The 23,401-nt window shown below is 51.4% G+C and carries 22 protein-coding genes and 2 pseudogenes; 7 read left to right on the top strand and 17 right to left on the bottom strand.

The features are described 5' to 3' along the window. Positions 1 to 181: 181 nt before the first annotated feature. The 4 genes and pseudogenes from AKN87_RS12520 to AKN87_RS09300 all read right to left on the bottom strand — a co-directional run. The gene (locus AKN87_RS12520) at positions 182 to 706 is read right to left on the bottom strand and encodes a bifunctional diaminohydroxyphosphoribosylaminopyrimidine deaminase/5-amino-6-(5-phosphoribosylamino)uracil reductase RibD (protein WP_080995550.1); all 525 of its coding nucleotides are present in this window, start codon (positions 704 to 706) and stop codon (positions 182 to 184) included. A 57-nt stretch (positions 707 to 763) separates the two neighbouring features. Then, on the bottom strand, positions 764 to 1,285 hold the full coding sequence (gene hisI, locus AKN87_RS09290) for a phosphoribosyl-AMP cyclohydrolase (protein WP_096335120.1): 522 nt from the start codon (positions 1,283 to 1,285) through the stop codon (positions 764 to 766). Further along, on the bottom strand, positions 1,278 to 2,621 hold the full coding sequence (locus AKN87_RS09295; protein WP_053103252.1) for a dihydroorotase: 1,344 nt from the start codon (positions 2,619 to 2,621) through the stop codon (positions 1,278 to 1,280). Before AKN87_RS09295 ends, hisI begins: the two co-directional genes overlap by 8 nt. Continuing rightward, positions 2,618 to 3,247: pseudogene (locus tag AKN87_RS09300) on the bottom strand (His/Gly/Thr/Pro-type tRNA ligase C-terminal domain-containing protein); the annotation flags it as partial. The pseudogene AKN87_RS09300 and the gene AKN87_RS09295, both read right to left, overlap by 4 nt. A 65-nt stretch (positions 3,248 to 3,312) precedes the next feature. Between AKN87_RS09300 and AKN87_RS09310 the strand changes: the two are divergent. Continuing rightward, a protein-coding gene (locus AKN87_RS09310; RefSeq protein ID WP_096334862.1) for an IS3 family transposase occupies positions 3,313 to 4,475 on the top strand; the annotation gives its coding sequence in 2 pieces (ribosomal slippage) (positions 3,313 to 3,568 and positions 3,568 to 4,475; 1,164 coding nt in all). Here the strand turns inward: AKN87_RS09310 and AKN87_RS09315 are convergent. The 13 genes and pseudogenes from AKN87_RS09315 to AKN87_RS09375 form a co-directional block, all read right to left on the bottom strand. Further along, positions 4,471 to 4,902: pseudogene (locus tag AKN87_RS09315) on the bottom strand (TGS domain-containing protein); the annotation flags it as partial. The gene AKN87_RS09310 and the pseudogene AKN87_RS09315 overlap by 5 nt on opposite strands. Further along, positions 4,903 to 5,394 carry a hypothetical protein gene (locus tag AKN87_RS09320; protein ID WP_053103255.1) on the bottom strand — a complete coding sequence of 164 codons (492 nt, stop codon included), beginning with the start codon at positions 5,392 to 5,394 and terminating at the stop codon, positions 4,903 to 4,905. It abuts the pseudogene before it with no gap. A gap of 117 nt (positions 5,395 to 5,511) precedes the next feature. Then, positions 5,512 to 5,766, bottom strand: a complete 255-nt coding sequence (yidD, locus tag AKN87_RS09325; RefSeq protein ID WP_053103256.1) for a membrane protein insertion efficiency factor YidD — start codon at positions 5,764 to 5,766, stop codon at positions 5,512 to 5,514. Continuing rightward, positions 5,763 to 7,178, bottom strand: a complete 1,416-nt coding sequence (gene cysS, locus AKN87_RS09330) for a cysteine--tRNA ligase (RefSeq protein WP_053103257.1) — start codon at positions 7,176 to 7,178, stop codon at positions 5,763 to 5,765. Before cysS ends, yidD begins: the two co-directional genes overlap by 4 nt. Then, a complete protein-coding gene (locus tag AKN87_RS09335) occupies positions 7,175 to 7,615 on the bottom strand; it encodes a CobW C-terminal domain-containing protein (protein ID WP_053103258.1) in 441 nt (146 codons plus the stop codon). Before AKN87_RS09335 ends, cysS begins: the two co-directional genes overlap by 4 nt. After that, positions 7,612 to 8,526 (bottom strand): GTP cyclohydrolase FolE2, encoded by a 915-nt coding sequence (gene folE2 / locus AKN87_RS09340; protein WP_053103259.1) that lies wholly within the window; start codon positions 8,524 to 8,526, stop codon positions 7,612 to 7,614. Before folE2 ends, AKN87_RS09335 begins: the two co-directional genes overlap by 4 nt. A gap of 64 nt (positions 8,527 to 8,590) precedes the next feature. Further along, positions 8,591 to 9,808 carry a zinc metallochaperone GTPase ZigA gene (zigA, locus tag AKN87_RS09345; protein ID WP_053103260.1) on the bottom strand — a complete coding sequence of 406 codons (1,218 nt, stop codon included), beginning with the start codon at positions 9,806 to 9,808 and terminating at the stop codon, positions 8,591 to 8,593. A 49-nt stretch (positions 9,809 to 9,857) separates the two neighbouring features. Then, complete coding sequence (locus AKN87_RS09350) at positions 9,858 to 10,262, bottom strand: Fur family transcriptional regulator (protein ID WP_053103261.1); 405 nt, start codon at positions 10,260 to 10,262, stop codon at positions 9,858 to 9,860. 339 nt (positions 10,263 to 10,601) lie between these two features. After that, positions 10,602 to 13,151 carry a TRAP transporter permease gene (locus tag AKN87_RS09355; RefSeq protein ID WP_053103262.1) on the bottom strand — a complete coding sequence of 850 codons (2,550 nt, stop codon included), beginning with the start codon at positions 13,149 to 13,151 and terminating at the stop codon, positions 10,602 to 10,604. Positions 13,152 to 13,245: 94 nt separating this feature from the next. Then, complete coding sequence (locus tag AKN87_RS09360; RefSeq protein WP_053101959.1) at positions 13,246 to 14,223, bottom strand: TAXI family TRAP transporter solute-binding subunit; 978 nt, start codon at positions 14,221 to 14,223, stop codon at positions 13,246 to 13,248. Between the two features lie 96 nt (positions 14,224 to 14,319). After that, complete coding sequence (gene argA, locus AKN87_RS09365; protein WP_053103263.1) at positions 14,320 to 15,624, bottom strand: amino-acid N-acetyltransferase; 1,305 nt, start codon at positions 15,622 to 15,624, stop codon at positions 14,320 to 14,322. 151 nt (positions 15,625 to 15,775) lie between these two features. After that, complete coding sequence (locus AKN87_RS09370; protein ID WP_053103264.1) at positions 15,776 to 17,041, bottom strand: inorganic phosphate transporter; 1,266 nt, start codon at positions 17,039 to 17,041, stop codon at positions 15,776 to 15,778. Positions 17,042 to 17,079: 38 nt separating this feature from the next. Beyond that, positions 17,080 to 17,757: a TIGR00153 family protein gene (locus tag AKN87_RS09375; RefSeq protein WP_053100866.1), complete on the bottom strand. Its 678-nt coding sequence runs from the start codon at positions 17,755 to 17,757 to the stop codon at positions 17,080 to 17,082. Between the two features lie 101 nt (positions 17,758 to 17,858). Here AKN87_RS09375 and AKN87_RS09380 point away from each other — a divergent pair, with 101 nt between their 5' ends. From AKN87_RS09380 to AKN87_RS09405, 6 genes are all read left to right on the top strand, one after another. After that, positions 17,859 to 19,277 carry a CYTH domain-containing protein gene (locus AKN87_RS09380; RefSeq protein WP_053103265.1) on the top strand — a complete coding sequence of 473 codons (1,419 nt, stop codon included), beginning with the start codon at positions 17,859 to 17,861 and terminating at the stop codon, positions 19,275 to 19,277. A 78-nt stretch (positions 19,278 to 19,355) separates the two neighbouring features. Further along, complete coding sequence (locus AKN87_RS09385) at positions 19,356 to 20,273, top strand: SPFH domain-containing protein (RefSeq protein ID WP_053103266.1); 918 nt, start codon at positions 19,356 to 19,358, stop codon at positions 20,271 to 20,273. Further along, positions 20,274 to 20,726: an NfeD family protein gene (locus tag AKN87_RS09390; protein ID WP_053103267.1), complete on the top strand. Its 453-nt coding sequence runs from the start codon at positions 20,274 to 20,276 to the stop codon at positions 20,724 to 20,726. A gap of 30 nt (positions 20,727 to 20,756) precedes the next feature. Then, the gene (locus AKN87_RS09395; protein ID WP_053103268.1) at positions 20,757 to 21,509 is read left to right on the top strand and encodes an NRDE family protein; all 753 of its coding nucleotides are present in this window, start codon (positions 20,757 to 20,759) and stop codon (positions 21,507 to 21,509) included. A 139-nt stretch (positions 21,510 to 21,648) separates the two neighbouring features. After that, positions 21,649 to 22,287 carry a thiol:disulfide interchange protein DsbA/DsbL gene (locus AKN87_RS09400; protein ID WP_053103269.1) on the top strand — a complete coding sequence of 213 codons (639 nt, stop codon included), beginning with the start codon at positions 21,649 to 21,651 and terminating at the stop codon, positions 22,285 to 22,287. A 21-nt stretch (positions 22,288 to 22,308) separates the two neighbouring features. Beyond that, positions 22,309 to 23,184: an endonuclease/exonuclease/phosphatase family protein gene (locus AKN87_RS09405; protein WP_053103669.1), complete on the top strand. Its 876-nt coding sequence runs from the start codon at positions 22,309 to 22,311 to the stop codon at positions 23,182 to 23,184. Positions 23,185 to 23,401 lie beyond the last annotated feature (217 nt).

Below are 23,401 nucleotides of genomic sequence, written 5' to 3' on the forward strand. Positions count from 1 at the left end.
CAGTAAATGAGCCGAAATTTGGCTGATTTTTTCCATAAACTGCGAGTAAACTGTGTTTTTTAGTGCTCATAAATGAGGCGAGATAAGTGATTCTCCAGAAGGTGTGGAGAGCCAAAAACAGCCGCCAAGGGGTCAGCGATATAGATTGCGACGGTGGTCAGTCCGAGCTAAACGAGACCAGTTAAGACATCCGTGTGTCGGTTGATATCGAGGGGGCTAAGGCACGCTGAGAGGTCAGCACCAAGCTGGGTAAACCCTGTTGGGTCATCAACAAAGCATCTTCTCCATAGCGTACCCTGCCAGCCGGCTTTTTCAGCCAAGTAAAATGTGGAGTTTCAGTGCGCACACGGTGCAGAAAGCCTATCATGATGCGGGCGGTTTCCTCAGCTCCTTCGCCGATGGCAACGTCGATTCCCGCCTCAGCCAACTGTCGGAAGCCGCCTCCGTTTACCCGTGGATTGGGGCTTTGTTGCGAAGCGACTACACGGGTGATACTGACCATGATAATAGCGTCTGCGCATGGCGAGGTATGGCCCCAATGACAACACGACTCCAGGGTAACGTACAGGGTAGCTCCCCAGGCGGCTTCGCCGGCGATGTTCAGCGCAACCCGTTCGGCATGAGGCCGGCCGCTGGGCTGAGTGGCCCCTTCGCCAATGCAGATACCGTTCTTTATGATGACGCAGCCGACAGGTGGATTGGCCAGACATGACCGCGCATCGCCTGCGCTAGATCAAGTACTCGCCGCATCCAGCGGGCATCGTCAGAGCTGTGTAGGGTTGGGGGCATCGCCGTAGACCTGTTTCGGGTCAAACGTCTTGTCCGATTCGGTAAAGATCAGTGTGTCGCCCTGTCCGCGCTCATTGCTGACCGGGACGCGGCGGTAGAAGCAGGACCGATAGCCTACATGACAGCTCGCGCCTGAGCCCGCGACGCGCACGCGCAGCCACACGGCGTCCTGATCGTCGTCAATCCGCAATTCCTCTACGGCCTGAACCAGACCACTGATCGCGCCCTTGTGCCATAAGGCCTGGCGTGACCGACTCCAGTAGTGGGCCTCGCGAGTCTCGATGGTTTTTTCTAGGGCATCCTGGTTCATATAGCCCAGCATGAGCACTTCGCCATTGGCGGCATCGGTGGTCACGCAGACGATTAGACCGTCGCGGTCGAACTTCGGCGCCAGTTCATGGCCTTCTTCAACCTGCTCGATGGATTTCCTGGGGCTGAAAGTCGGGGCCGATTTTGGCGTTCCTACCGGCAGAGTTGCTTCTAGTGTTTTACTCATCATTGATTCCTTGTGTGGGTGAATTGTGCCGGGCCTCCAGAAAACCGAGGGGCCTTCCCTGGGGCTGTCCGACTAATGTCTCGTCATGTACCACCACCTGGGCGCGCAAAACGGTATGGATAGGCCACCCCGTGACTGTCACACCGTCATAGGGGGTCCAGCCGCTAACGCTGGCGATCCAGTCATTGCGGATGGTGCGGCGTGCTTGCAGATCGACGATGCTGAAATCGGCATCGAAACCCAGGGCGATGCGACCCTTGCCTTCAATCCCGAAGATGCGTGCTGGGCCACCGCTGGTGAGGTCGACCAAGCGTTGCAGACTCAGGCGACCAGCATGTACATGGTCAAGCATCAGTGGCAGCAGAGTTTGTACGCCGGGCATGCCGCTGGGTGACCGCGGGTAAGGCTTGGCTTTTTCGTTAAGCGTATGCGGGGCGTGATCGCTTCCGATGACGTCCACCACACCATCGCGTATGCCTTGCCATAGTGTGTCTTGGTGGCGCTGTTCACGTACCGGCGGATTCATTTGTGCCAAGCTGCCCAGACGTTCGTAGCAGTCTGGCGCGTGCATCGTCAGGTGGTGTGGCGTGACTTCCACCGTAACGCGGCGCTTGTGCTTGGTCAGGTACTCCATTTCAGCCGCACTGCTGACGTGCAGCACGTGGATGCGCCGGCCAGTTTCTGCCGCCAGCTGCACGATGCGCTGGGTGGCCATCAGGGCACTGGTCTCGACGATAGCTTTGCGTTCGCGCAGCCGGGCTTCGTCCTCGGCGTGCACGGCTATGCGGCGGCGACCGTGGCGCAGGATGTGGCGCAGCACTTCGGTATCGTCGGCTAGCAGGTCGCCGAAGGAGCTGCCCATGAAGACCTTGACGCCGGCGCAGCCAGGCAGGTTTTCCAACTCCAACAGCTGCTCGGGATTGACCGCCGAGCCGCCGATATAGAAGGCATGATCGCACCAGGCGCGGCCACTCGCCGCATCTAGTTTGGCCTGCAGGTCGGAGGGGGTGAGCGTCAGCGGGCTGGTGTTGGGCATCTCGAAGATGGCCGTGACGCCGCCCAGCACTGCGCCGCGAGTGCCCGCCTCAAGGTTTTCCTTATGAGTCAGGCCAGGCTCGCGAAAATGCACCTGACTATCGACCACGCCGGGCAGTACATGCAAACCGCAGGCGTCGAGCCGTGTATCCGCATTCCAGGTCTGCTGCAGATCGCCCAGTGCCACGACGCGGCCATCCACGCAGGCCACGTCGATGCGCTCGGCCCCGTTGGGGGTGATGACCGTGCCGCCCTGAACCAGCAGATCGGCATGACGGTGGGGGAGGCGTTGATCGTTCATGCGCTGGCCTCTTGCGGCGCTTTTGCCTCGGCAGTATTGCCATAGGTCGCCAAGCGGGCACGTAAGTCGCTTAGCGCCGCCTGGCGTGTCGACAGATCCGGGGTCTGCGCCTGGGCCAGCAAGTGCGCCACGGCTTGATCCAGGGGCAGCGTGCCGAGATCCTCGCCCTCACGGCTACGGATGGCGATGGTACCGTTATCGCGCTCCCGGGCGCCGGCCACCAGCAGGAAAGGGATACGCTGCAGCGTTTGCTCACGGATCTTGTAGCCGATCTTCTCGTTGCGCACGTCGGCCTCGGCGCGTAGACCAGCACTGCGCAGCAGCTGAGCCACATCTTGCACATAGGCAGTGTGATCTTCGGTGATCGACAGCACCACAGCCTGTACGGGCGCGAGCCAGGCGGGCAGCTTGCCAGCGTGGTGCTCGATCAGGATGCCGGTGAAGCGTTCCAGTGAACCGAACAGGGCACGGTGCAGCATGACCGGAGGTTTGCGCTGGCCGTCTTCGTCCACGTATTCGATACCGAAGCGCTTGGGCAGATTCATATCCACCTGCAGGGTGCCGCACTGCCAGTCCCGGCCGATAGCATCGCGTAGCACGAATTCTAGCTTCGGACCGTAGAAGGCGTGTAGTGGTCTAATGAAACCAGACATCTACTTAGGCGATAATGTTCGCCATAAAGAGGTGCTCTATGATAAACAAACAACGTACTTTTACTCCAGAATTCAAACAAGAAGCCGCTAGCTTGGTGCTTGATCAAGGCTACAGTCTTGCCCAAGCCTGCACATCATTAGGTGTGAGTAAGTCGGCCTTGCACCGATGGGTTAAACAGCTCTCAGAAGAGCGTCAAGGTATCACTCCAAAAGGTAAAGCAATAACCCAAGAACAACAGCGCATTCAAGAGCTTGAAGAGCGCTGCAGACGGCTTGAGATGGAGAAATCCATATTAAAAAAGGCTACAGCTCTCTTAATGTCGGACGATTGGAAACATACACGCTAATTGAGAAGTTAAGAGAGTATGCCCCTGTTGAAATCGTGTGTGCGACCTTTGAGGTTAATCGCTCTTGTTACTATGAGTATCGAAAAAGATCGCGACGAGTAGATGTCGAGCACATCAAGCTAAGAGCGCTGGTAAGTCAATTATTTAACAAGAGTCGCTACTCAGCGGGCAGTCGCACTTTGCAATGTATGCTGAGTAAACAAGGTGTCACTATAGGTCGTTTTAAGGTGCGTAAGATGATGAACGAACTCGGTCTATCATGTAAGCAGCCAGGCTCGCACGTGTACAAACAAGCCACGCTTGAACGACTTGATATACCGAACCGTTTAGACAGGAAGTTTGCTGTAACACGACCTAATCAAGTTTGGTGCGGGGATATTACTTACATCTGGACAGGTCAGCGCTGGAGTTACCTAGCAGTTGTTTTGGATCTTTATGCTCGACGGGTAGTTGGTTGGTCTATGTCTGAAACAGCTGATGCCAGCTTAATCGTAAAATCGTTAGAGCATGCATGGGAGCAGCGCGGTCGTCCGCAAGGTGTGTTATTTCACTCAGATCAAGGCTCACAGTACGCTAGCTATCAGTTTCGTCAGCGTCTATGGCAATATCGCATGGTTCAAAGTATGAGTCGCCGAGGTAACTGCTGGGATAATGCACCGGTGGAGCGACTATTTCGTAGCTTAAAAACAGAGTGGGTACCAATGTTTGGGTATAACAGTTTTATGGCTGCTCAAAAAGATATCAGTGGTTACCTGATGAAATATTATAATCAGCAACGACCACATACATTTAATCGTGGCTTGACTCCGCTAGCAGCGGAAGAAATTCTTAACAAAGTGTCTGGAATTATTTGACCACTACATAGTGCCTGGCGATCAGTTCGTGCATCCGCGCCTCAATGGCGACCATGTCCTCGGGGGTGAAGGGACGCTCGTAGGCGATGTCGTAGTAGAAACCTTCCTCAATTACCGGACCGATAACCATCTTGGAGGAAGGAAAGAGCTGCTTGACGGCGTGGCCGACCAAGTGCGCACACGAGTGCCGGATGATTTCCAGTCCTTCTTCGTCCCTGGGGGTGATGATCAGCAGCGCGGTGTCGTGGTCAATCAGGTCGTAAGCATCGACCAAGCGATCGTCAAGCTTGCCCGCCACAGTGTTTTTGGCCAGTCCGGGGCTGATAGATTGAGCAACTTCGAGCACCGTCACAGGGAGACCGAACTCACGCTTCGATCCATCTGGCAAGGTGATTACGAGAGTCTGATTGGAAACAATTGAGGTCATTTACTGTGGCGCCTGTGGATGAAACGGCAACGACGACTGATGAAGGACAATTCTGACTCTGCCGTTATCGCAAATCTTGAAGACGAAACTTTTGTTGACGAAAATGTGGCTATCATCACCTCCGACGAAGTGAACAACGTTGCACTGAACGATTGCAAGGTCGCCATGAAGCACATAATCGAGCTTGTTGAACCAGACCTTCACCCAAGGCTTGAGCTTGAAACCCTTGTCGTCTGGAAACTCGGGATTGCCGCCAATGAAGTAGGAAAGTGCGCCTTCCTTGGTCGAGCGAAAGGTCTGTAAACTGAAGGTCAACGTCGGCTTGAACAGCACCTTGCCCTTGTCATAGTCGTAGTTGTCACTGAGTATCTGCGCTGCTGTGGCCGCTACATCGCCACCTTCTGAGTGGATCTTGCCAATTCGGACGACGTTGTCGCACCAAACTTGCAAACTATCGACCACCAATTGGTCGATAAAAGCTTTACTACTCATACTATTTCTCTTTCTTAGGAGCCTCGGTGAGGCGTTGGTAAATCGCCGTGTAGTGTTGAGTGCTGAAACCACGTACTATATGGATACGGGCGTTCTCGAACTTGAACAGCTTGCGGATCAGCATTGACCGTCCTCCTTGCCGGGCTTGGTGGGCGGCACCGGGTCGTATCCACCAGGATGCAGAGGGTGGCAGCGCCCAAGACGCATCAGGGTGAGCCATGAGCCTTTGAGCGCGCCATAGGTCTTCAGCGCCTCAATGGCATATTGCGAGCACGTGGGGTGGAAGCGGCAACGTTGACCGAGCATCGGGCTGATGAACAATTGGTAGCCGCGCACCAGTAGCATCAGCAGTTGTGAGGGCCAGCGCTTCATGCAGGCTCCTTGGCAACTGGGCGTAGCAGTGGTCCGGTAGATGTGTCTTCAACCATGAAGCCTAGGCCTTCCAACTCCTCGCGCAGCGCATCCGCTCGGGCGAAGTTGCGATGTTTGCGCGCCTGTTCACGTTGCACTAGAAGAGCCTTGAGCCTCTCGTCATCGGCATACTGCGCGACGGCTAACGGCGTTGTCGGACGTAGCGTTGCCAGGGCGGCATGGGGCTCCTGTTGGAATAGTCCCATCAATCCCGCAGAAGCCAGCAACAAAGACTTGGCATGTGATTGTTGAACCGGGGTGACCGCGTCATCGAGTTGCTTCAACAGAACGTGCAGTCGCATCAAGGCGTTTGGGACATTCAGATCATTGCGCAAGGCCTCCAATACCTCTGGGTCTACCTCGGTTTGGGGCTGGATAGGTACCTGTTCGACCTTTACCAGGCTCTCGTAATAGCACGTCAAGGTCTGTTTCGCGGCCTGGAGACGTTGGGCGTTCCAGTTCAGCGGTCGACGGTAGTGAGTGGACAGCAGTGCCAGCCGGATTGCTTCTCCCGGCGCCTGTTCCAGTAGCTCGCGCATCAACAGCACATTGCCCAGTGATTTGGACATTTTTTGCCCATCCACTGTAACGAAGCTGTTGTGCACCCAGGTGCGGCAATAGAGTGTGCCGTGTGCGCAAGTACCCTGTGCGATTTCATTTTCGTGATGGGGGAAGATCAGATCCTGCCCACCGCCGTGAATGTCGATGGTGTGTCCCAGGTGTTGTCCGATCATGGCCGAGCACTCCACATGCCATCCGGGTCGGCCTCGGCCCCATGGGCTGTCCCAGCCTGGCTGGTCCGGCGTCGACGGTTTCCAGAGCACAAAGTCCAGCGGGTCGCGTTTGTACGGAGCAACTTCCACACGAGCGCCTGCCAGCATGTCTTCGGTGCGTCGGCCCGACAGTCGCCCATAGTCTGGATAGGACGATACATGGAACAACACATGCCCTTGCTTGATGTAGGCGTGGCCCCGTTTAACCAACGTTTGAATCAGCTCGATGATCGCAGGGATGTGGTCGGTGACACGAGGTTCGAGTTCAGGCGATAACACACCCAGTGCTTGCATATCCTCATGGTAGGCGTCGATATAGCGATGGGTGATGGTACTGATGGGAACGCCCGCAGCGGCTGCAGCAGCATTGATCTTGTCATCCACGTCGGTGAAGTTGCGTGCGTAGATCACCTGTGGGTAGTCGTGCCGCAGCAGTCGGGACAGCAAGTCAAAGGCCACGGCGGGGCGCGCATTGCCGATATGGGCGAAGTTATAGACCGTAGGGCCGCACACATACATCGTCACCCGATCCGGTTGTTCGGTGCGCAACGGCTCCTTTTGGCGCGTCAAGGTGTTGTACAGGCGGATGTGGGGTGTCATCGAGCGGACTCCGTGGCTTGCGGGAAGACCTGCTGGAAGGCCCGGAAAGTGGCTTCGATCGCGCTTTTACTTACATCCTGCGTGATAAAGACCAACCGAGAACGATGATCGTTGGTCGGCCAAGTGGGTGACGGAACGGGAGGGTGGAAGATATGCTTACTTCCATGTATAACAATCGGCTTGTCATGCCCTTCAACATTCAAAAAGCCTTTGACGCGCAAGATCAAGATGTTACTGCCGAGCAGATTCATCAGCACCTTCAGCCACCTCACAAGCAAGTGATCCAGCCCCATCCCGCCGAGTTTGTTGATGATGACCAAAATATCCGCCCTCTTGGTTTGTTGTACGAGATGGTTCAACACGATTGTCTTGCCACTGTCGAGAAGACCTGTTAGTAACGTCACAGAAATCAGATTATGGGAGGAACTAGAGCTCATGTAAGTACTCCTTCAGGTAACGGAGAGGCCCAAGCCACTGCATCATGAGGATGCAAACTCTCAAGATGACGGACGTGAATGCTGGGTCGTATATAGTCGTCCAGGGCAGCCTCGATACGACGCACTGCGTCTTCGACGAACATCAGGTTTTGGCCGTTGAGCGATGCGAATACTTGTTCATCAGCACGTTTGACGGCCGTTTGCAGTGGTGTGCCGACAGCCTGCTCAATTCGCTCGATTAGTGGCAGCAAACCAAGCATAGTAGTCTCATCGTTGGTGTTCACGGCGACCACCGCTTCACTGCGTTGGCTGTGTGGTGTTGCCAGAGAGGCATGGCGACGCAGCCAAGCTGCCGCGCTAGTGGTTTCTATAGACTCCTGCGCTTCGAAGGCTTCCTTGAACCTTTGTTCGATTAGCTGTCGAGACAGAGCTGCCGAACAGGGGCATGTCGAAGAGTAACCTACGGTGACTTGCATGCGACAGTTGAACCTGCCGTCGATGAGCGAGGCGTCAAGGCGAACTGGGTAGGACTTCCAGCCAGAAAGGTCTTGAGTAATTAACGCTGGGCGGCGCACCAGCAGATCCAAGTTCAAACGCAGCCGTGCGCTGCGGCTGTCGCAGTCTTGATGGCTGTCGATCATGGCCTTTAGTAACTGATGTAAGCCGGCGCGCGAAAGCGCTTCACCTTGGCCTAAGGTATCCAGCAATCGGTACAACCGAGACATATGGATGCCCTTGATGTGTGGTACCGGCAGGTCAACCTGCACATCGGCGCGCGCATGCAGATCACGGCGGTACCCCGGTTCAGCCACAGTGATGGGGAGGTCGATATTCTGCATACCGACCCAGGCGAGTGGGCTCAAGTTGGAAGAAATATCAGTGATTGAGACATCAGGTAGTGCTATATTCATACTCAAATCCAATGTGGAATGGGGTGCACCCCACTCGGTCTGGAGCATGGGGAGCACGGTCGAATTAGGACCAGTTGGGGAAAGGGTTATGCCAAGTTGTCCAAACGTTGGGGCCGTGAGCCATTTCCTCGTCGGTCAGCAAACAGGCTTCAAAACGGGCACGTAGCGCTGTTTCGTCCATGTCCATGCCAATCAATACGAGCTCTTGGCGGGCATCACCTACTTGGTCATCCCATTTCGCACGAATCAGCGCGACCGATTCTGGGTCTTGCGGCCAGTGCTCCTGTGGCATTGCTGCCCACCAGTAGCCAGCAACACCATGCCGCGCGACAGCACCAGCCTGTGACCAAGAACCAGCTAATGTCGGGTTTGTCGCCAGCCAGAAGAAGCCTTTAGAGCGAACCACACCCTGCCATTCGCTTTCGACCAGATCGAAAAAACGCTGGGGGTGAAAGGGGCGACGAGCTCGGTAGACAAAGCTACTGATGCCGTATTCTTCAGTTTCGGGAGTGTGCGTACCACGAAGCTCCTGTAGCCAGCCTGGAGCTCTGGACGCTTCGTCGAAATTAAACAAGCCCGTATTCAGCACGCGCTCCAGCGACACCTTGCCAAACTCCGCGATTTCGATGCGGGCTCGGGGGTTGAGGCTGCTCAAAATAGCCATCAACCGCTCGCGTTCTTCGGTGCTGATGAGATCGATTTTGTTGAGCACAATCACATCGCAAAATTCGATCTGCTCAATCAGCAGATCCACTACTGTGCGCTCGTCTTCTTCACCCAGGGACTCGCCGCGCGACTGCAAACTGTCATATGAGCTGTAATCGCGCAGGAAGTTGTAGGCATCGACTACCGTAACCATGGTATCGAGCTGAGCCATTTCGTTCAGACAGCGGCCATCTTCCCCTTCGAAAGTGAAGGTTTCAGCCACAGGTAAGGGTTCAGAGATGCCTGTAGACTCGATAACTAGTTGGTCGAATTTTCCTTCTCTTGCGAGGCGTTCGACCTCTACAAGGAGATCTTCGCGTAAGGTGCAACAAATACAGCCGTTGCTCATTTCTACCAGCTTTTCATCCGCGCGCGACAATTCGGCACCGCCCTCGCGCACTAGATCAGCGTCAATATTGACCTCGGACATATCATTAACGATCACCGCAACGCGCCGTCCCTCACGGTTATTAAGAATGTGGTTAAGCAAAGTGGTCTTGCCCGCGCCAAGAAAGCCAGATAAAACGGTGACAGGGAGTTTGTGGTGCGTGAGCAGGGTTTGAGTTTGGGGGCTCATTTATGTATACCTGTGTAAATATGAAATATAGTGCTAATGTTTTCTAGATTCAGATGAGAGTTGTCTGAGCAAGCTTCATGCAGTTCACACACGCGCCACGGAGTTCAATTGCGTGGTCTCCCATAAAAAAATCGTGGTTTTCTGCCCAGCACTCCAAGCGTTGACCTAGATCGTTATCGACAAACTCGTCGATATGTCCACAGCTTTCACAGATAGCGAATGCCTTGAAACTAGGCTTGCAGCGCTGAGCGTACTTACAGGTGACGTAAGCGTTCAGAGTTTCCAAGCGATGTGCAAGACCATGTTGTATTAGCTGTTCCAATGCGCGATAGATCTGCACGGGGGCCTTTAAGCCAACTGCACGTAGCTGTTCAAGAAGTGCATAAGCGCTGAGTGGGCGATCAGCGCGTTGCAGAGCGTTCAAAACAAGCTGTTGGTTTGTGGTCAGTTGCATTGAAATCTCCTAGTCAGTCTCATGCGAACTGGTTGGTAGAATTAGTTACTTTGTTGTAACGTTATAACATATCAATATTAAAGCGGTAGTTCAACTTCAAGAGTTTAGCGAGTTTGGATTATTGTATTATTTTTTAGGGCCGTTATACGGCTAACCTAGCTTTAGTAAGATGCTCTAGGTTGGTCTGTGGAATGAGTGATTTGGAGCAATAGCACCACTATGGAGAATCAGATGCGGTTTACTGCCACATCTGAATGCTATAGATTAACAGGAGTTATTTCTGCAGTTATACGTAAGGAAGAGATAACTCTTGTTGCGGTGCTTTTAGTTGGATGTGGTTTATGATTTTCGACGTCGACTTTGCAGCCAAGCGATAAAGCCTAGGAGTAATAATCCCGGAATCCACATCCATTCTTTCTGGATACGATCGGTCGGTGCACGAACGCGTAAAATTTCCTGATCAAACTCTAAGCCAAGGTCAGCCGCTTGGCTGCCAAAAGCCACGTTGTCGATCAGTAGTTTGCCATCTTCAACCATCAGTTCTAGGCCTAGTTTTTCTAAGCGTTGCTCACCTGTATCGCCAGAAGGCACTGGCAGTAACAGGACAAACTCACGGGGCTGACCAATACCATCTTCACCCATGATCCGTAAACGTAGTTGGCTGCCTTCATCTACTTGACCTAAGGCTTGCACCATTTCGGTTGGTGGAATTTCTTGGTAAGGGTCATGCAGCTTATCCATCCAAAAGCCTGGGCGGAATAAGGTGAAAGCCACTAACAACAGTAAGACACTGTCGTACCAACGGTTTTTGGTGATAAACCAACCTTGGGTTCCAGCGGCAAAGATCAGCATCGCGATAGTGGCTACAACAAAGATTAATAACCCGTGCCAAAAGCTCACATCGATTAACAGTAAATCGGTGTTAAAGATGAACAAGAAAGGCAGTGCTGCAGTACGTAAACTGTAGTAAAAGGCCTGCACGCCGGTTTTAATTGGACTGCCCTTAGAAACTGCCGCCGCCGCGAAGGAGGCCAGTCCCACCGGAGGAGTCACGTCGGCCATAATGCCGAAGTAAAACACGAATAAGTGCACGGCAATTAATGGCACGATCAGTCCATTTTGTTGGCCCAGCTGGACAATCACGGGTGCTAGCAGGCTTGAGACCACAATGTAGTTGGCGGTAGTGGGTAAACCCATACCTAAAATCAAGCTAAATACCGCAGTAAATAGCAGCATCAACAGTAGGTTGCCCATCGACAGTAGCTCGACTAAATCAGCGAGAACTAGCCCAACACCGGTTTGGGAAACGGCACCGACGATGATTCCAGCCGCTGCGGTTGCAATCCCAATCCCGATCATGTTGCGCGCACCGGAGATTAAGCCTTCACGTAGGTCGATTAAACCATCGGTAAAACTGCCATGATTAAAGCTATGGTCTTTGCGCATCCAGTTCAGCAATGGGCGCTGGGTGATTAAAATCAGCATCAGCATCACACTGCCCCAGAACGCGGACAATCCGGGCGACAAGCGTTCGACCATCAAACACCAGACCAACACCACCACCGGTAAAATAAAGTGCAGACCAGACAGCAGCACCTCTTTCGTTTTCGGTAGCACATCAATCGGTTTATCTGAGGCATCCGCCGGCAGCGGTGGATTTGAAGCCGCAATTTTTAACAAGCCTAAATAGGTGACCAATAAAATAATGGCCGAACCTAACAGCATGTACTCGCCAAGCACGGGCTTGAGCCAGCCGAGCCCGTAATATACCAGCAGTGAAATACCCGAGATCAGCATCACGCCAAAGGTAAAACCGGTTAAGCGGCGTAACCAAGGTTTGGGTGTGTGTTCACCAATTGGCTGCATGCCCAGTTTTAGCGCTTCAAGGTGCACAATATATAGCAAGGCAATATAGGAAATTGCTGCTGGTAAGAAGGCATGCTTGATCACTTCAACGTAGGGAATCCCCACATATTCCACCATCAAAAACGCAGCAGCGCCCATCACTGGCGGCATAATTTGCCCATTAACCGAGGACGCCACTTCCACTGCACCGGCTTTTTCTGCTGAGAAACCAACGCGTTTCATCATCGGAATAGTGAACGTACCGGTGGTCACTACGTTGGCAATTGATGAGCCAGAAATCATCCCGGTCAGTGCAGAAGAAACCACCGCCGCTTTGGCTGGACCACCGCGCATGTGTCCCAGTAGGCTAAAGGCTAGCTGGATAAAATAGTTACCGGCTCCAGCACGTTCGAGTAGCGCCCCAAAGAGTACAAATAAGAACACAAAGCTGGTGGAAACGCCCAATGCAATGCCGAACACCCCTTCGGTGGTAATCCACTGATGGTTTGCGAGCGCATTAATACTGACGCCGCGGTGGGCGATCAGGCTGGGCATATAAGGGCCGGCCAAACTGTAGATTAAAAAGATTAGGGCAATAATCGCCAGTGGTGGACCAAGGGCGCGACGGGTGGCTTCCAGTAGTAAGGGAATACCAATACAGGCGGTTACCATGTCGCCAGTTGTTAAACTACCTGGGCGTAGCGCTAACTGTTGATAAAAAATAAACAGGTAGGCGGCACTGGCGGCAGCCACCAGTCCCAAAGCAATATCAATTAAGGGTACACGGTTACGGGGTGAGCGCTTAAAGGCTGGATAAGCTAAAAAAGCTAACAACAACGCAAAAGTTAAATGGATTGCGCGGGCTTGGGTGTCATTAAACACCCCAAATCCGAAAATGAAGGGCAGTGGTGAGGCAATCCATAGTTGGAAGCTCGACCATAATAATGCCAAGCCAGCCATCACCTTGGCCATTACGCCATCGGGCAAGCGCGCACCGGTATCTTGAGCAATTAGCTCTTGGGTAGAAAGTTGTTTCTCAGGCATAAAAGAACCTGCTGTTAACAGCTAAGAAAGCGAAAAACGCCCGCACCTGAGTAGGTGGGGCGTTCAATTACAATCACGAAGTAACGCGTTTAAGTTACATCCAGCCGCGTTCTTTGTAGTAACGCACCGCACCGTCATGTAAAGGCGCAGAGAGACCGGCTTTGATCATTTCTTCTTCTTTTAGATCTTTAAATGCAGGGTGCAATTTCTTAAAGCGATCTAAGTTATCAAACACCGATTTAACTAAAGCATATACCGTGTCATCGCTGACTTTAGCGCTGGTGGTTAATACGGCTTTACCGCCAATCGATGGCGTGGGATTGTCATTACCCTTGTACACGCCACCTGGAATTTCGGCTTTGGTGTAGTAGGATTTTTCTGCTAGGAGCTGATCAATTGCTTCGCCAGTGACCGGAACTAACACCGAGTCGACGGTGGTCGTGGCTTCTTGAATTGCACCATTGGGATGACCTACGAAGTAAGTCATGGCATCAATGTTATTGTCGCCTAACGCACTGGCTTGTTCAGCTGGTTTAAGCTCTGCAGCTAAGGCAAAGTCTTTTTTACTCCAGCCTTTGACCGCCATGATTTCTTCTAAGGTGTCACGCTGACCTGAACCTGGGTTACCAACGTTTACACGTTTGCCTTTAAGGTCATCAAAGTTGGCGATATGCGCATCGCGGCGGGCCAAAATGGTGAATACTTCACTTTGGAGAGAAAATACTGCGCGGATATCGTCCATTGCGCCTTCTTTTTCAAAGGGCGCCAGACCTTCCATAGCTTTGTATTGGTGATCAGATTGCATCACCCCAAAGTTAAATTCGCCGCTGCGAATGCCATTTACGTTGGCCACACCGCCACCACTGGCTGGGGCGTTGCATTTGATGCCGGTAGTTTTAGTATCGCGGTTTACAAAGCGGCAGATTGACTGCCCAGCTACGTAATACACTCCGGTTTGGCCACCTGTACCGATGGTTACAAACTTATCGTCTGCTTGCACAGCGCTGGTAGCGCCTAAGCTAAGACCTGCCAGCGTAGCGGACAGGGCCCATGCGAGGGATTTACCTTTAATCATGGGATGACTCCTTGATGTTTGTTTGTCGAAAATGCTGAAATGCAATTTTTTCGAGATCGGGCGGATATTAACGTATTTTTAATCGAATGCGTATTATCCCAAGGTTTTGCGAAAAACTTTAGAATTGCGTTGGAAGTTGTATAACTCTGCTTTTTTCTGTGGTAACTGTTCGAGCTGGCAAGGTTCAAAGCCGCGCTCTTGGAACCAGTGTGCGGTACGGGTGGTAAGGACAAACAGGCTATTTAAGCCCTGGGCTTGAGCGCGCTGCTCAATCCGCTCCAGTACGGCATCACCACGGCCGCCGTGGCGATATTCAGGGTGGACTGCTAAGCAGGCGAGCTCTCCTGTTTGTTCTTGGGGAAACTCATATAAGGCGGCGCAGGCAATGATGGTGCCGTCACGCTCGACAATCGAGAAGTGGCTGATTTCTTGCTCAAGCAGATCTCTTGAGCGGCGCACTAGGATTCCTTGTTCTTCAAGGGGGCGGATCAGCTCCAGTAAGCCGCCCACATCTTCAATACTAGCCTCACGTACTTGTTCAAATAGCCCGGCACTAATTAAGGTGCCGCTGCCATCGCGGGTAAAGAGTTCGGTTAATAAGGCGCCATCTTCGGCATAGCTGACTACATGGCAGCGCTTAACAGTCTCAGCGCAGGCTTGTACGGCGCTACTTAATAACGAACGACTGGGCGCGGTAGTGGGTAGTTGCTCGGCTAGCTGCCGCGCTTGTTCAAGGTTCAGTTCACGTAATAGTTGCTGCTTAGTATCGACAATGCCAGGTTCGGGGCTAAACAAAATTAACTTATCGGCATGCAAGCTGAGCGCTGCTTGGGTTGCAACGGTTTCGGCTGATAGGTTAAAGGCCTCACCGGTAGGCGAATAACCTAATGCAGATAGCAGCACAATATTTTGCCGCTCTAATACTTGGCTAATCGCTGCACGATTAATCCGCCGTACTTCACCAGTGCTTTGTAAATCAACACCCTCTACTACGCCAATCGGTTTAGCTGTTACCCAATTACCGCTGACTACTTGGACCTGGGCGCCGCGCATGGGAGAAGAGGCCATATCGGTGGAGAGTAAGGCTTCTATTTGAATCCGTAATTGACCTACTGCCTGTTGCACACAGTTTAAGGTGGGGCCATCGGTAATACGCAGACCTTGATGATAACGCGAGGCCAGCTGTTGCTCGGCCAGTCGCTGTTCAATTTGTGGACGAGCGCCATGCACCAGTATCAGCTTGACGCCTAGGCTATGGAGTAAGACTAGGTCGTGAATGATGGCTTGAAAATTGGGGTGAGCCATGGCCTCGCCTGGCAGCATAACCACAAACACTCGGCCGCGGTGGGCATTGATATAGGGCGAGGCATTGCGTAGCCAGGTAACAGAATTGGGCATGGTTAATCCAAAAGCAAAGTAAAGTCAGTGATTAATTTAATGCATCAGTCAGTTTACGCAAGGGTTGGCGCTAATCTGTGAGGCGATATGTTCTTTAGGCATAAAAAAACGGTATTGGCAGAGCCAATACCGTTTCGGTTAACGCTGTAGCTTAGAGGAAAATCAGCTTTAAAATGCTAAAGAAGATAATCGCTAAGAACGCACCGGCTGGTAAGGTAATGGCCCATGACATAAAAATCGAACCAATCACGCGTAAGTTAAGTGCGCCAATACCGCGGGCTAAACCGATGCCTAAGACCGCCCCGACTAAGGTGTGGGTAGTCGATACCGGTAAGCCAATGGCTGAAGCGCCTACCACCGTTGAAGCAGTAGCAAGCTCAGCAGCAAAGCCACGGCTTGGAGTAAGTTCGGTAATTTGTCCACCTACGGTGGCAATGACTTTATAGCCGTAAGTGGCTAAGCCGATCACAATCCCTAGGGCGCCGAGCAACAGTACCCAAGCGGGTACGGCTGATTTCGTGGTGAGCTCGGTTAAGCCTTCGGACTGAATCACACCGGCAATCGCCGCTAAGGGACCGACTGCGTTGGCTACGTCGTTAGCACCATGGGCAAAGGCCATAGAACAGGCGGTGAAGATCATTAGGATCGCAAAGACTTTTTCAACTCCCGCAAAGTAGGTGTTGTTATTGGCTTGGGTGTCGACCTTAATGTTGCGCAGCAACAAGATACCAAGCAGCATCACTAAAATACCCACCCCGATGGCCAGTAAAATACTTTGCTCATCCGATAAGTCTAAGCCCACATGCTTTAACCCCTTGGACAGGGTCATAATTGCCACCATAAAGCCGGTGACAAACATATAGAAAGGTACATAGCGCTTAGCATTGGCGAACGGATCATCGGTATTAATAATCAGTTTTTGTACACTGACAAATAAACCAAAGGCCAAAATTCCAGATAAGAAGGGCGTAACAACCCAGCTCATGGTGATCGGAATAATCGCTGCCCAGTGCACTGCATCGAAGGACACGCCAATGGCTGAGAAGCCAACCACCGCACCAATAATAGAGTGGGTGGTAGAGACCGGCCAGCCTTTACTGGTGGCAATCATTAGCCAGGTACCAGCGGCTAAGAGTGCCGACATCATGCCCAAGACTAGTAAGTCTGGTGTCATGACATCCATATCCACAATGCCATTTTTAATGGTTTCGGTAACCTGACCACCTGCGAGATAAGCGCCGCAGAATTCAAAGACCATGGCGATAATAATCGCCTGTTTAATGGTTAACGCTTTGGAGCCTACCGAAGTTCCCATGGCGTTAGCGACGTCGTTTGCACCGACCCCCCACGCCATAAAAAAACCAAATAGACAAGCCAGCACCAAGAGTACGAAGCCGTAGTCGGCGAGAAAAGACATATAAATAATTCCGCTAGTAAAAAGCTTAGCGCGTTACCTTAACGCGCTAACAGTTGTTCCAGACGGTTACCGATTCGCTCGGCACGGTCAGCGACATCACCGATCCATTCGATAATGGTGTATAAGAACATCACATCGACTGGAGGCAAATCCTTCTCCAGTGCGTAGAGAGAGCGGCGTACTTCAATTTGGATACGATCGGTATCGTGCTCGATATCTTCTAGCACTTCGATCATCCCAGTAATACGCGCCACTTGGCGAGAGCCAAAGCCGGTTTCTAAGACTTCATCGAGTTCGTTCATGGCCCGCAACGCTTGTTCGCTGGCATCCACACTGCGCTGCACATACGCCAACATGGCGAGTTGCATAGGCTGTGGAATAGTCATTTGACGGCCTGTCATCAGTCCAGCGATATCTTTTGCGCGGTTGGCTACTTTGTCCTGTACACTGAGCAGCTCTAATAAGTCTGAGCGTGGCACAGGTAAAAATAGGCTTTTAGGCAGGTGAATGCGCACGTTTCGTTTCAGCTTGTCAGCTTCTTTTTCAAGACGCGACATTTCTTGCTGAACTTCAGTCACTTTAGGCCAATCTTCGGCGATAACCGCTTGAAAGAACGGGACTAAGTGGGTCGCACATTCATGTGCTTTAGCAATATGTTGTTGCATCGGCCCGATAGGGGAACGACCAAACAAGCTAACAAAGGGATTAATTGACATAGCGAGCAACGCTCAGTTTCCAATGATGGCGCTAATTATACGGTGGGAACTGTCGCTCGACTAGCATCCTTGCGCTTTCAGCGTTTTTAAACAGGTAAAACATGGCAATTGAAACAGAAATTAAGCTGCAAACAACGCTAGAAGGCTTGCAGGCCTTGCGTCAGTCTACAGTTGTAGCAAAGTTACAAAAAGATACGGCTTGGCAAACTAAGCAGCTAAATAATCAGTATTTTGATACCCCGGACTGTCGTTTGGCGCATTCAGCAGTGGCGCTGCGGATTCGCCAAGATGGTCAGCAACTGATCCAAACGCTAAAAACCCGAGGCCAAAGTGTGGCCGGTTTAGCAGCGCGTAATGAGTGGGAGTGGCCACTCACCAGCGAGCAATTAGACCTAACACGCCTTGATGACAGCTGCTGGCCGATTGAACTTAATGACTTAGATAAAACACAGTTGCAGCCGATTTTTCGCACTGACTTTAGCCGAGAGTTACTGGAACTAGCCTTTGACTATGAAGGGCAGCCAGTAGTGATTGAGCTGGCGCTGGATCAGGGCCAAGTGACGACAGCCCAAGGCAGTGAGGCAATCTGCGAAGTGGAGCTTGAGTTGCGTCAAGGACCCGCAGTGGCCTTGTTGATTGTCGCTCAGCAATTAGCAGCTGAGGTAGTTTTGCTACCCTGTGATGTGAGTAAAGCCGAGCGAGGTTACCGCTTGTTAGGTGCTGAACACTATGCACTCCGCTTAGCTAAATTGCACTTAGCTCAGGAGGATACCCTAGATCAAACGATTGCCGCTTGTAGTGGGTACTTACTCGGTAATAGTCAGCGTTTAGCTGAGCACTATCGCTTTACCGGGCAGTGGAAGTTGTTTGAGCAATGGCTGCAGCAGGTGGCTCAGTTAAAAGCCTTCCTGAGCAGTTTGGGCTTAGCCGCACCCCGTAAAACTACCGCCCATTTACGTCAGCAATTAGAAGGCGTTATTGCTCATTGGCAATCCCAGATCCAAGCAGGGAGCCAGCAACAAAGTGCCCGTGAGCAAGTTGCAGCCAGTTTCAATGAGTGGTTACAGCAACCGGCCTGGGGCCAGTTTGTACTGGCCATGGCGCTCTGGATTGAGCAACAGGCCTGGCAAGTTGGGCGTAATGCTAAGGGGCAACGTCAAGGCCAAGCGTTGTTAGTGAATTGGCTAAGCCACTTCTTGCAAGATGAGTTGCACGCTTTATCAGTGACTGACTACCTACGAGAGCCGCAACGCATTAATGAGCAACAGCCACGGCTAGCGCGGATATTAGTCTGGCTAGAGTTAGCCCGCGAGCAGTTGGCGCTGGCTGAGATTGATCAACTATTGGGCAGTTTACGGGCTATTTATAGCCTCAGCCAAACCACCGAGCAGTGGCCAAGTGCTGAGGCAACGGTTGCCAGTGATGAATTAGAACAAGTGGTGATGACTCCAGCGGCACAGCTTATTGAGCGATTAATTGAGTTACGTCGTTTATCGGCGTGGAAACAACTGGTTAAATAATCCTTATAACAGGATGTGCTGCTCTGCTGTGAAGACGCAGGCGTACATTGATTAGACATACACAGCGGAGAATTAAAGATGGATATGGGAACGGCAGTTATTGTTTTTTTTGGCTTAATCGCCGCCATTATTTTTATGGGCTTCAAGGTGGTGCCTCAAGGTGATGAGTGGACTGTAGAGCGTTTTGGGCGCTATATCAAAACCTTAAAACCTGGGCTGAATGTGATTGTACCTGTAATGGATACCATTGGCCGTAAGCTCAATATGATGGAGCGGGTATTGGATATTCCACCGCAAGAGGCGATCAGTGCTGATAACGCCATTGTGCGGATTGATGCTGTGTGTTTCTTTCAAGTGATTGATGCTGCGCGCGCGGCCTACGAGGTGAGTGATCTGGAATATGCCATTCGCAACCTAGTCATGACCAATATTCGCACGGTATTAGGCTCAATGGAGCTGGATCATATGTTAAGTCAGCGCGACTCTATTAATGAGCGCTTACTGACCACGGTGGACCATGCTACTGCGCCTTGGGGGATTAAAGTCACCCGGATTGAGATTAAAGACATCACCCCGCCAGCGGATCTAGTGGACGCGATGGCTAGTCAGATGAAAGCAGAACGCATTAAGCGGGCGCAAATTCTGGAAGCTGAAGGTAAGCGGGCAGCAGAGATTTTAACTGCAGAAGGTGAAAAGCAATCACAAATTTTAACCGCCCAAGGTAAACGTGAAGCGGCGTTCCTTGAAGCCGAAGCCCGTGAGCGGGCTGCCCAAGCAGAAGCAGAAGCTACGCGCATGGTATCGGAGGCGATTGCTGAGGGTAACGTGCATGCGGTGAACTACTTTGTGGCACAAAAGTATGTGGATGCCTTAGGCAAGGTCGCCTCTGCCAATAACAGTAAAATTATCATGATGCCCTTAGAGTCTACCCAGTTAGTTGGCTCGGTTGCAGGGGTGGGTGAAATCATTAAGGCTGCATTTGACGGAAAGAAATAAATGAGTGCGCTGTTAACCGAACTGACACCATGGACGTGGCTGGCAATCGCCGGTTTACTATTGATAGTTGAGGTATTTGGGACAGCTGGCTATTTCTTATGGTTTGGTATTTCTGCGGCCCTAGTGGCCGCAGTACTTGCATTGTTCCCTTTGCCTTGGACCTTGCAGCTGACGTTGTTTGGTTGCCTAGCGTTAGTCACGGCTGTGATTTGGTGGAAACGTCTTAAATTGCGCGCACCAGAAGCCTTTAGCCTGAATAACCTAGGTAAAGAATACCTAGGACGTGAAGTGTTACTGCATGAGGCGATTATTAATGGTCGCGGTAAGATCAGGCTAAATGACAGCTTTTGGTTGGTGGAAGGTCCGGAGCTGGCTGCAGGTAGTGCCGTGCGCATCACCGGGCAAAATGGCGTGATTTTTAAAGTGGAGCCGGCCTCAGCGCCTCGACACTAATTAATCCACGGGCAGAATAGGAGGGTGGCCATGTGTTTATTAGTCTTTGCTTGGCAGCCAGGTACTGAACAGCCGCTTGTGTTATTGGCTAATCGTGATGAGTTTTTGGCGCGCCCTAGTGCGCCCTTAGCCGCGTGGCCAGATCAGCCGCAGATTGTGGCAGGACGTGATTTAGATGCTCAGGGCACTTGGTTGGGGGTTAATAGTCAGGGCAGTGTTGCGGCGCTGACTAATATTCGCGACTTAAACTTAGCGGAAGGGCCGCGCTCTCGTGGGCAACTAGTCAGTGACTTTCTGCAAGCGCAGTTGAGTCCCGAGCACTATCTACAGCAGGTCGTTGCCGAGCGGGGGCTGTATAGTGGCTTTAATTTACTGCTGGGTAACCGCCAGCAACTGTGGTTTTTTAACTCGACTCAAATTAAGCCTCAGCGTTTAAGTCCAGGAATTTATGCCTTATGTAATGCCAGTCTAGATACACCCTGGCCTAAGTTGGTGCGTTTGCGTACGGCCTTTAGTGCTTGTTACCGCACGGCTAGTGATCAGCAACTATTGGCATTAATGCAAGATTCACAGCGCGCAGAGGATGAGTTTTTGCCCGATACCGGAGTGGGCTTAACTGCTGAGCGGTTATTGTCGAGTATTTTTATCCGCGGTGAGCACTACGGAACGCGAGCGACGACCTTAGTGCGTTTGTTGTCAAGTGAGTGTCAGATTACTGAGCAAACCTATTTAACTGAAGGGCAAAGGCCAGCTCCGGTGCAGTTTAGGCTGCCATTGGATTAACTTATTACAGTATATTTATCGCTTAGCTATTGGCTGGATAACGGACGTATACTTAGTCCGAGTCGAATTGAATAATTTGAATTTAATGATTAATTAAGCGTCTTAAACAGCTTAAATTGACCTAATTTGGGAGCCATCGATGCGCAAACTACTGTTATCTTCTTTTCTTGCAACCAGTTGTTTATTCGGAGCCCAAGCCTTGGCGGTTGAGCCAGTGGCGGGAACCAACTACGTAGTATTAGAGAGCCCTGTGGCGGTCTCGAAAAAAGATCAAATTGAAGTAGTAGAGCTGTTTTGGTACGGCTGCCCCCATTGCTATCAGTTAGAGCCGACCCTTAATCCTTGGGTTGAGCAGCTGCCTGAAGACGTCAACTTCGTCAAAATGCCAGCGATGTTTGGTGGTGCTTGGGATGTGCATGGCCAATTGTTCTATACCTTGCAGGCCTTAAAGGTTGAGCAGAAAGTGCACGACCGAGTATTTGATGCGTTGCATAACAAAAAACAGCGCTTAGCCAATGCCAAAGAAATTGCCAGCTTCTTAGAGGCCGATGGCATTGATCAAGACACCTTTAACAAAACTTGGAATTCGTTTGGGGTTAAAAGCCAAATGGAAAAAGCCCGCCAACAAGCTATGGCGTATCAAGTACAAGGTGTACCGGCCTTGGTAATTAACGGCAAATACCGTTTTGATATTGGTATGGCTGGTGGCTTAACCGAAACCACTGAACTGGCCGATGCCCTGATTGCTCAAGAGCGCCAAGCGACTGAGTCTGAATAAGAGTAAGTAGCGCGTATTATGATTTTATCCCGTCGTCCTGAGGACCGCTTAGTCGCTCCCTGTCAGCCCGAAGTGAATGAACACTTTTTGGTGGATAATAAAGTGTGGGTGGATGACGGGATATTGCGCCTACTGAGTTTTAATATTCAGGTAGGCATTAATACCGCAGCTTATCGCCACTATGTCACCCGTAGCTGGCAGCATATTTTACCGCACCAACAACGCAACAATAATTTGCATCGGATTGCCCAGTTAGTGAGTCAGTTTGATGTGGTTGCACTGCAGGAAGTAGATGGCGGCAGTTTACGTTCGGGATATATCAATCAAGTGGAGTATCTGTCTAAACTGGCGCACTTTCCTTATTGGTATCAACAGCTCAACCGCAATTTAGGGCACTTTGCCCAGCACAGTAATGGTTTGCTGGCGCGTTTTCAGCCAGAATTTATCGAAGATCATCCCTTGCCTGGACCGCCTGGTCGAGGTGCAATCTTGATGCCCATTGGCCACGGTGAGCAGCAAGTGGCCGTGGTGATGATGCACCTAGCCTTAGGCGCTCGGGTCCGTAATCGGCAGTTGGAGTATGTCAAAGAGTTAGTCAGCGATTATAAACACTGCATCTTGATGGGCGATATGAATACCCTGCCAGATGTGTTGCTGAATAACTCGCCCCTAGCTGAACTAAAGCTACGGGCCCCGCAATTAGAAGCAACCTTTCCTAGCTGGAAGCCCCAGCGCTGCTTGGATCATATTTTAATTTCCTCAGAGCTAGAGTTAGAAAGCGTAGAAGTATTGCCGGTTACCATTTCTGATCATTTACCGGTGGCCATGCGCATTCGCTTACCTCAAGTGATTAGCATCGCTCGGCCTTATTTAGCTAATCCAATGCTGGGGCTCTAACTGATTAGTATGCCTTGGTATTGGACGGGAATTCTAATTTAGGAGACTAACAATGCAACGTTTACATTGGGGCAATGAGTTATTTACTGTGTCGTTCAACAGTTAATTTAATTAAAGTGATTGCTACCCTGTAACTATGTTAGGTTACGGAAAAAAGAGATTGGTATTTCATTAACCTTAGATCTTACAATAATTTTTTATACTTCTAACGTGTAGC

The sequence above is a fragment of the Thiopseudomonas alkaliphila genome (genome assembly GCF_001267175.1).
Taxonomy (GTDB): Bacteria; Pseudomonadota; Gammaproteobacteria; order Pseudomonadales; family Pseudomonadaceae; genus Oblitimonas; species Oblitimonas alkaliphila.

Excerpts from the sequence above, each read along its gene's own strand:
- hisI (WP_096335120.1), bottom strand. The coding sequence starts at position 1,285 with ATGAGTAAAACACTAGAAGCAACTCTGCCGGTAGGAACGCCAAAATCG.
- AKN87_RS09295 (WP_053103252.1), bottom strand. The coding sequence starts at position 2,621 with ATGAACGATCAACGCCTCCCCCACCGTCATGCCGATCTGCTGGTTCAG.
- AKN87_RS09320 (WP_053103255.1), bottom strand. The coding sequence starts at position 5,394 with ATGAGTAGTAAAGCTTTTATCGACCAATTGGTGGTCGATAGTTTGCAA.
- yidD (WP_053103256.1), bottom strand. The coding sequence starts at position 5,766 with ATGAAGCGCTGGCCCTCACAACTGCTGATGCTACTGGTGCGCGGCTAC.
- cysS (WP_053103257.1), bottom strand. The coding sequence starts at position 7,178 with ATGACACCCCACATCCGCCTGTACAACACCTTGACGCGCCAAAAGGAG.
- AKN87_RS09335 (WP_053103258.1), bottom strand. The coding sequence starts at position 7,615 with ATGAGCTCTAGTTCCTCCCATAATCTGATTTCTGTGACGTTACTAACA.
- folE2 (WP_053103259.1), bottom strand. The coding sequence starts at position 8,526 with ATGAATATAGCACTACCTGATGTCTCAATCACTGATATTTCTTCCAAC.
- zigA (WP_053103260.1), bottom strand. The coding sequence starts at position 9,808 with ATGAGCCCCCAAACTCAAACCCTGCTCACGCACCACAAACTCCCTGTC.
- AKN87_RS09350 (WP_053103261.1), bottom strand. The coding sequence starts at position 10,262 with ATGCAACTGACCACAAACCAACAGCTTGTTTTGAACGCTCTGCAACGC.
- AKN87_RS09355 (WP_053103262.1), bottom strand. The coding sequence starts at position 13,151 with ATGCCTGAGAAACAACTTTCTACCCAAGAGCTAATTGCTCAAGATACC.
- argA (WP_053103263.1), bottom strand. The coding sequence starts at position 15,624 with ATGCCCAATTCTGTTACCTGGCTACGCAATGCCTCGCCCTATATCAAT.
- AKN87_RS09370 (WP_053103264.1), bottom strand. The coding sequence starts at position 17,041 with ATGTCTTTTCTCGCCGACTACGGCTTCGTACTCTTGGTGCTGGCTTGT.
- AKN87_RS09375 (WP_053100866.1), bottom strand. The coding sequence starts at position 17,757 with ATGTCAATTAATCCCTTTGTTAGCTTGTTTGGTCGTTCCCCTATCGGG.
- AKN87_RS09380 (WP_053103265.1), top strand. The coding sequence starts at position 17,859 with ATGGCAATTGAAACAGAAATTAAGCTGCAAACAACGCTAGAAGGCTTG.
- AKN87_RS09385 (WP_053103266.1), top strand. The coding sequence starts at position 19,356 with ATGGATATGGGAACGGCAGTTATTGTTTTTTTTGGCTTAATCGCCGCC.
- AKN87_RS09390 (WP_053103267.1), top strand. The coding sequence starts at position 20,274 with ATGAGTGCGCTGTTAACCGAACTGACACCATGGACGTGGCTGGCAATC.
- AKN87_RS09395 (WP_053103268.1), top strand. The coding sequence starts at position 20,757 with ATGTGTTTATTAGTCTTTGCTTGGCAGCCAGGTACTGAACAGCCGCTT.
- AKN87_RS09400 (WP_053103269.1), top strand. The coding sequence starts at position 21,649 with ATGCGCAAACTACTGTTATCTTCTTTTCTTGCAACCAGTTGTTTATTC.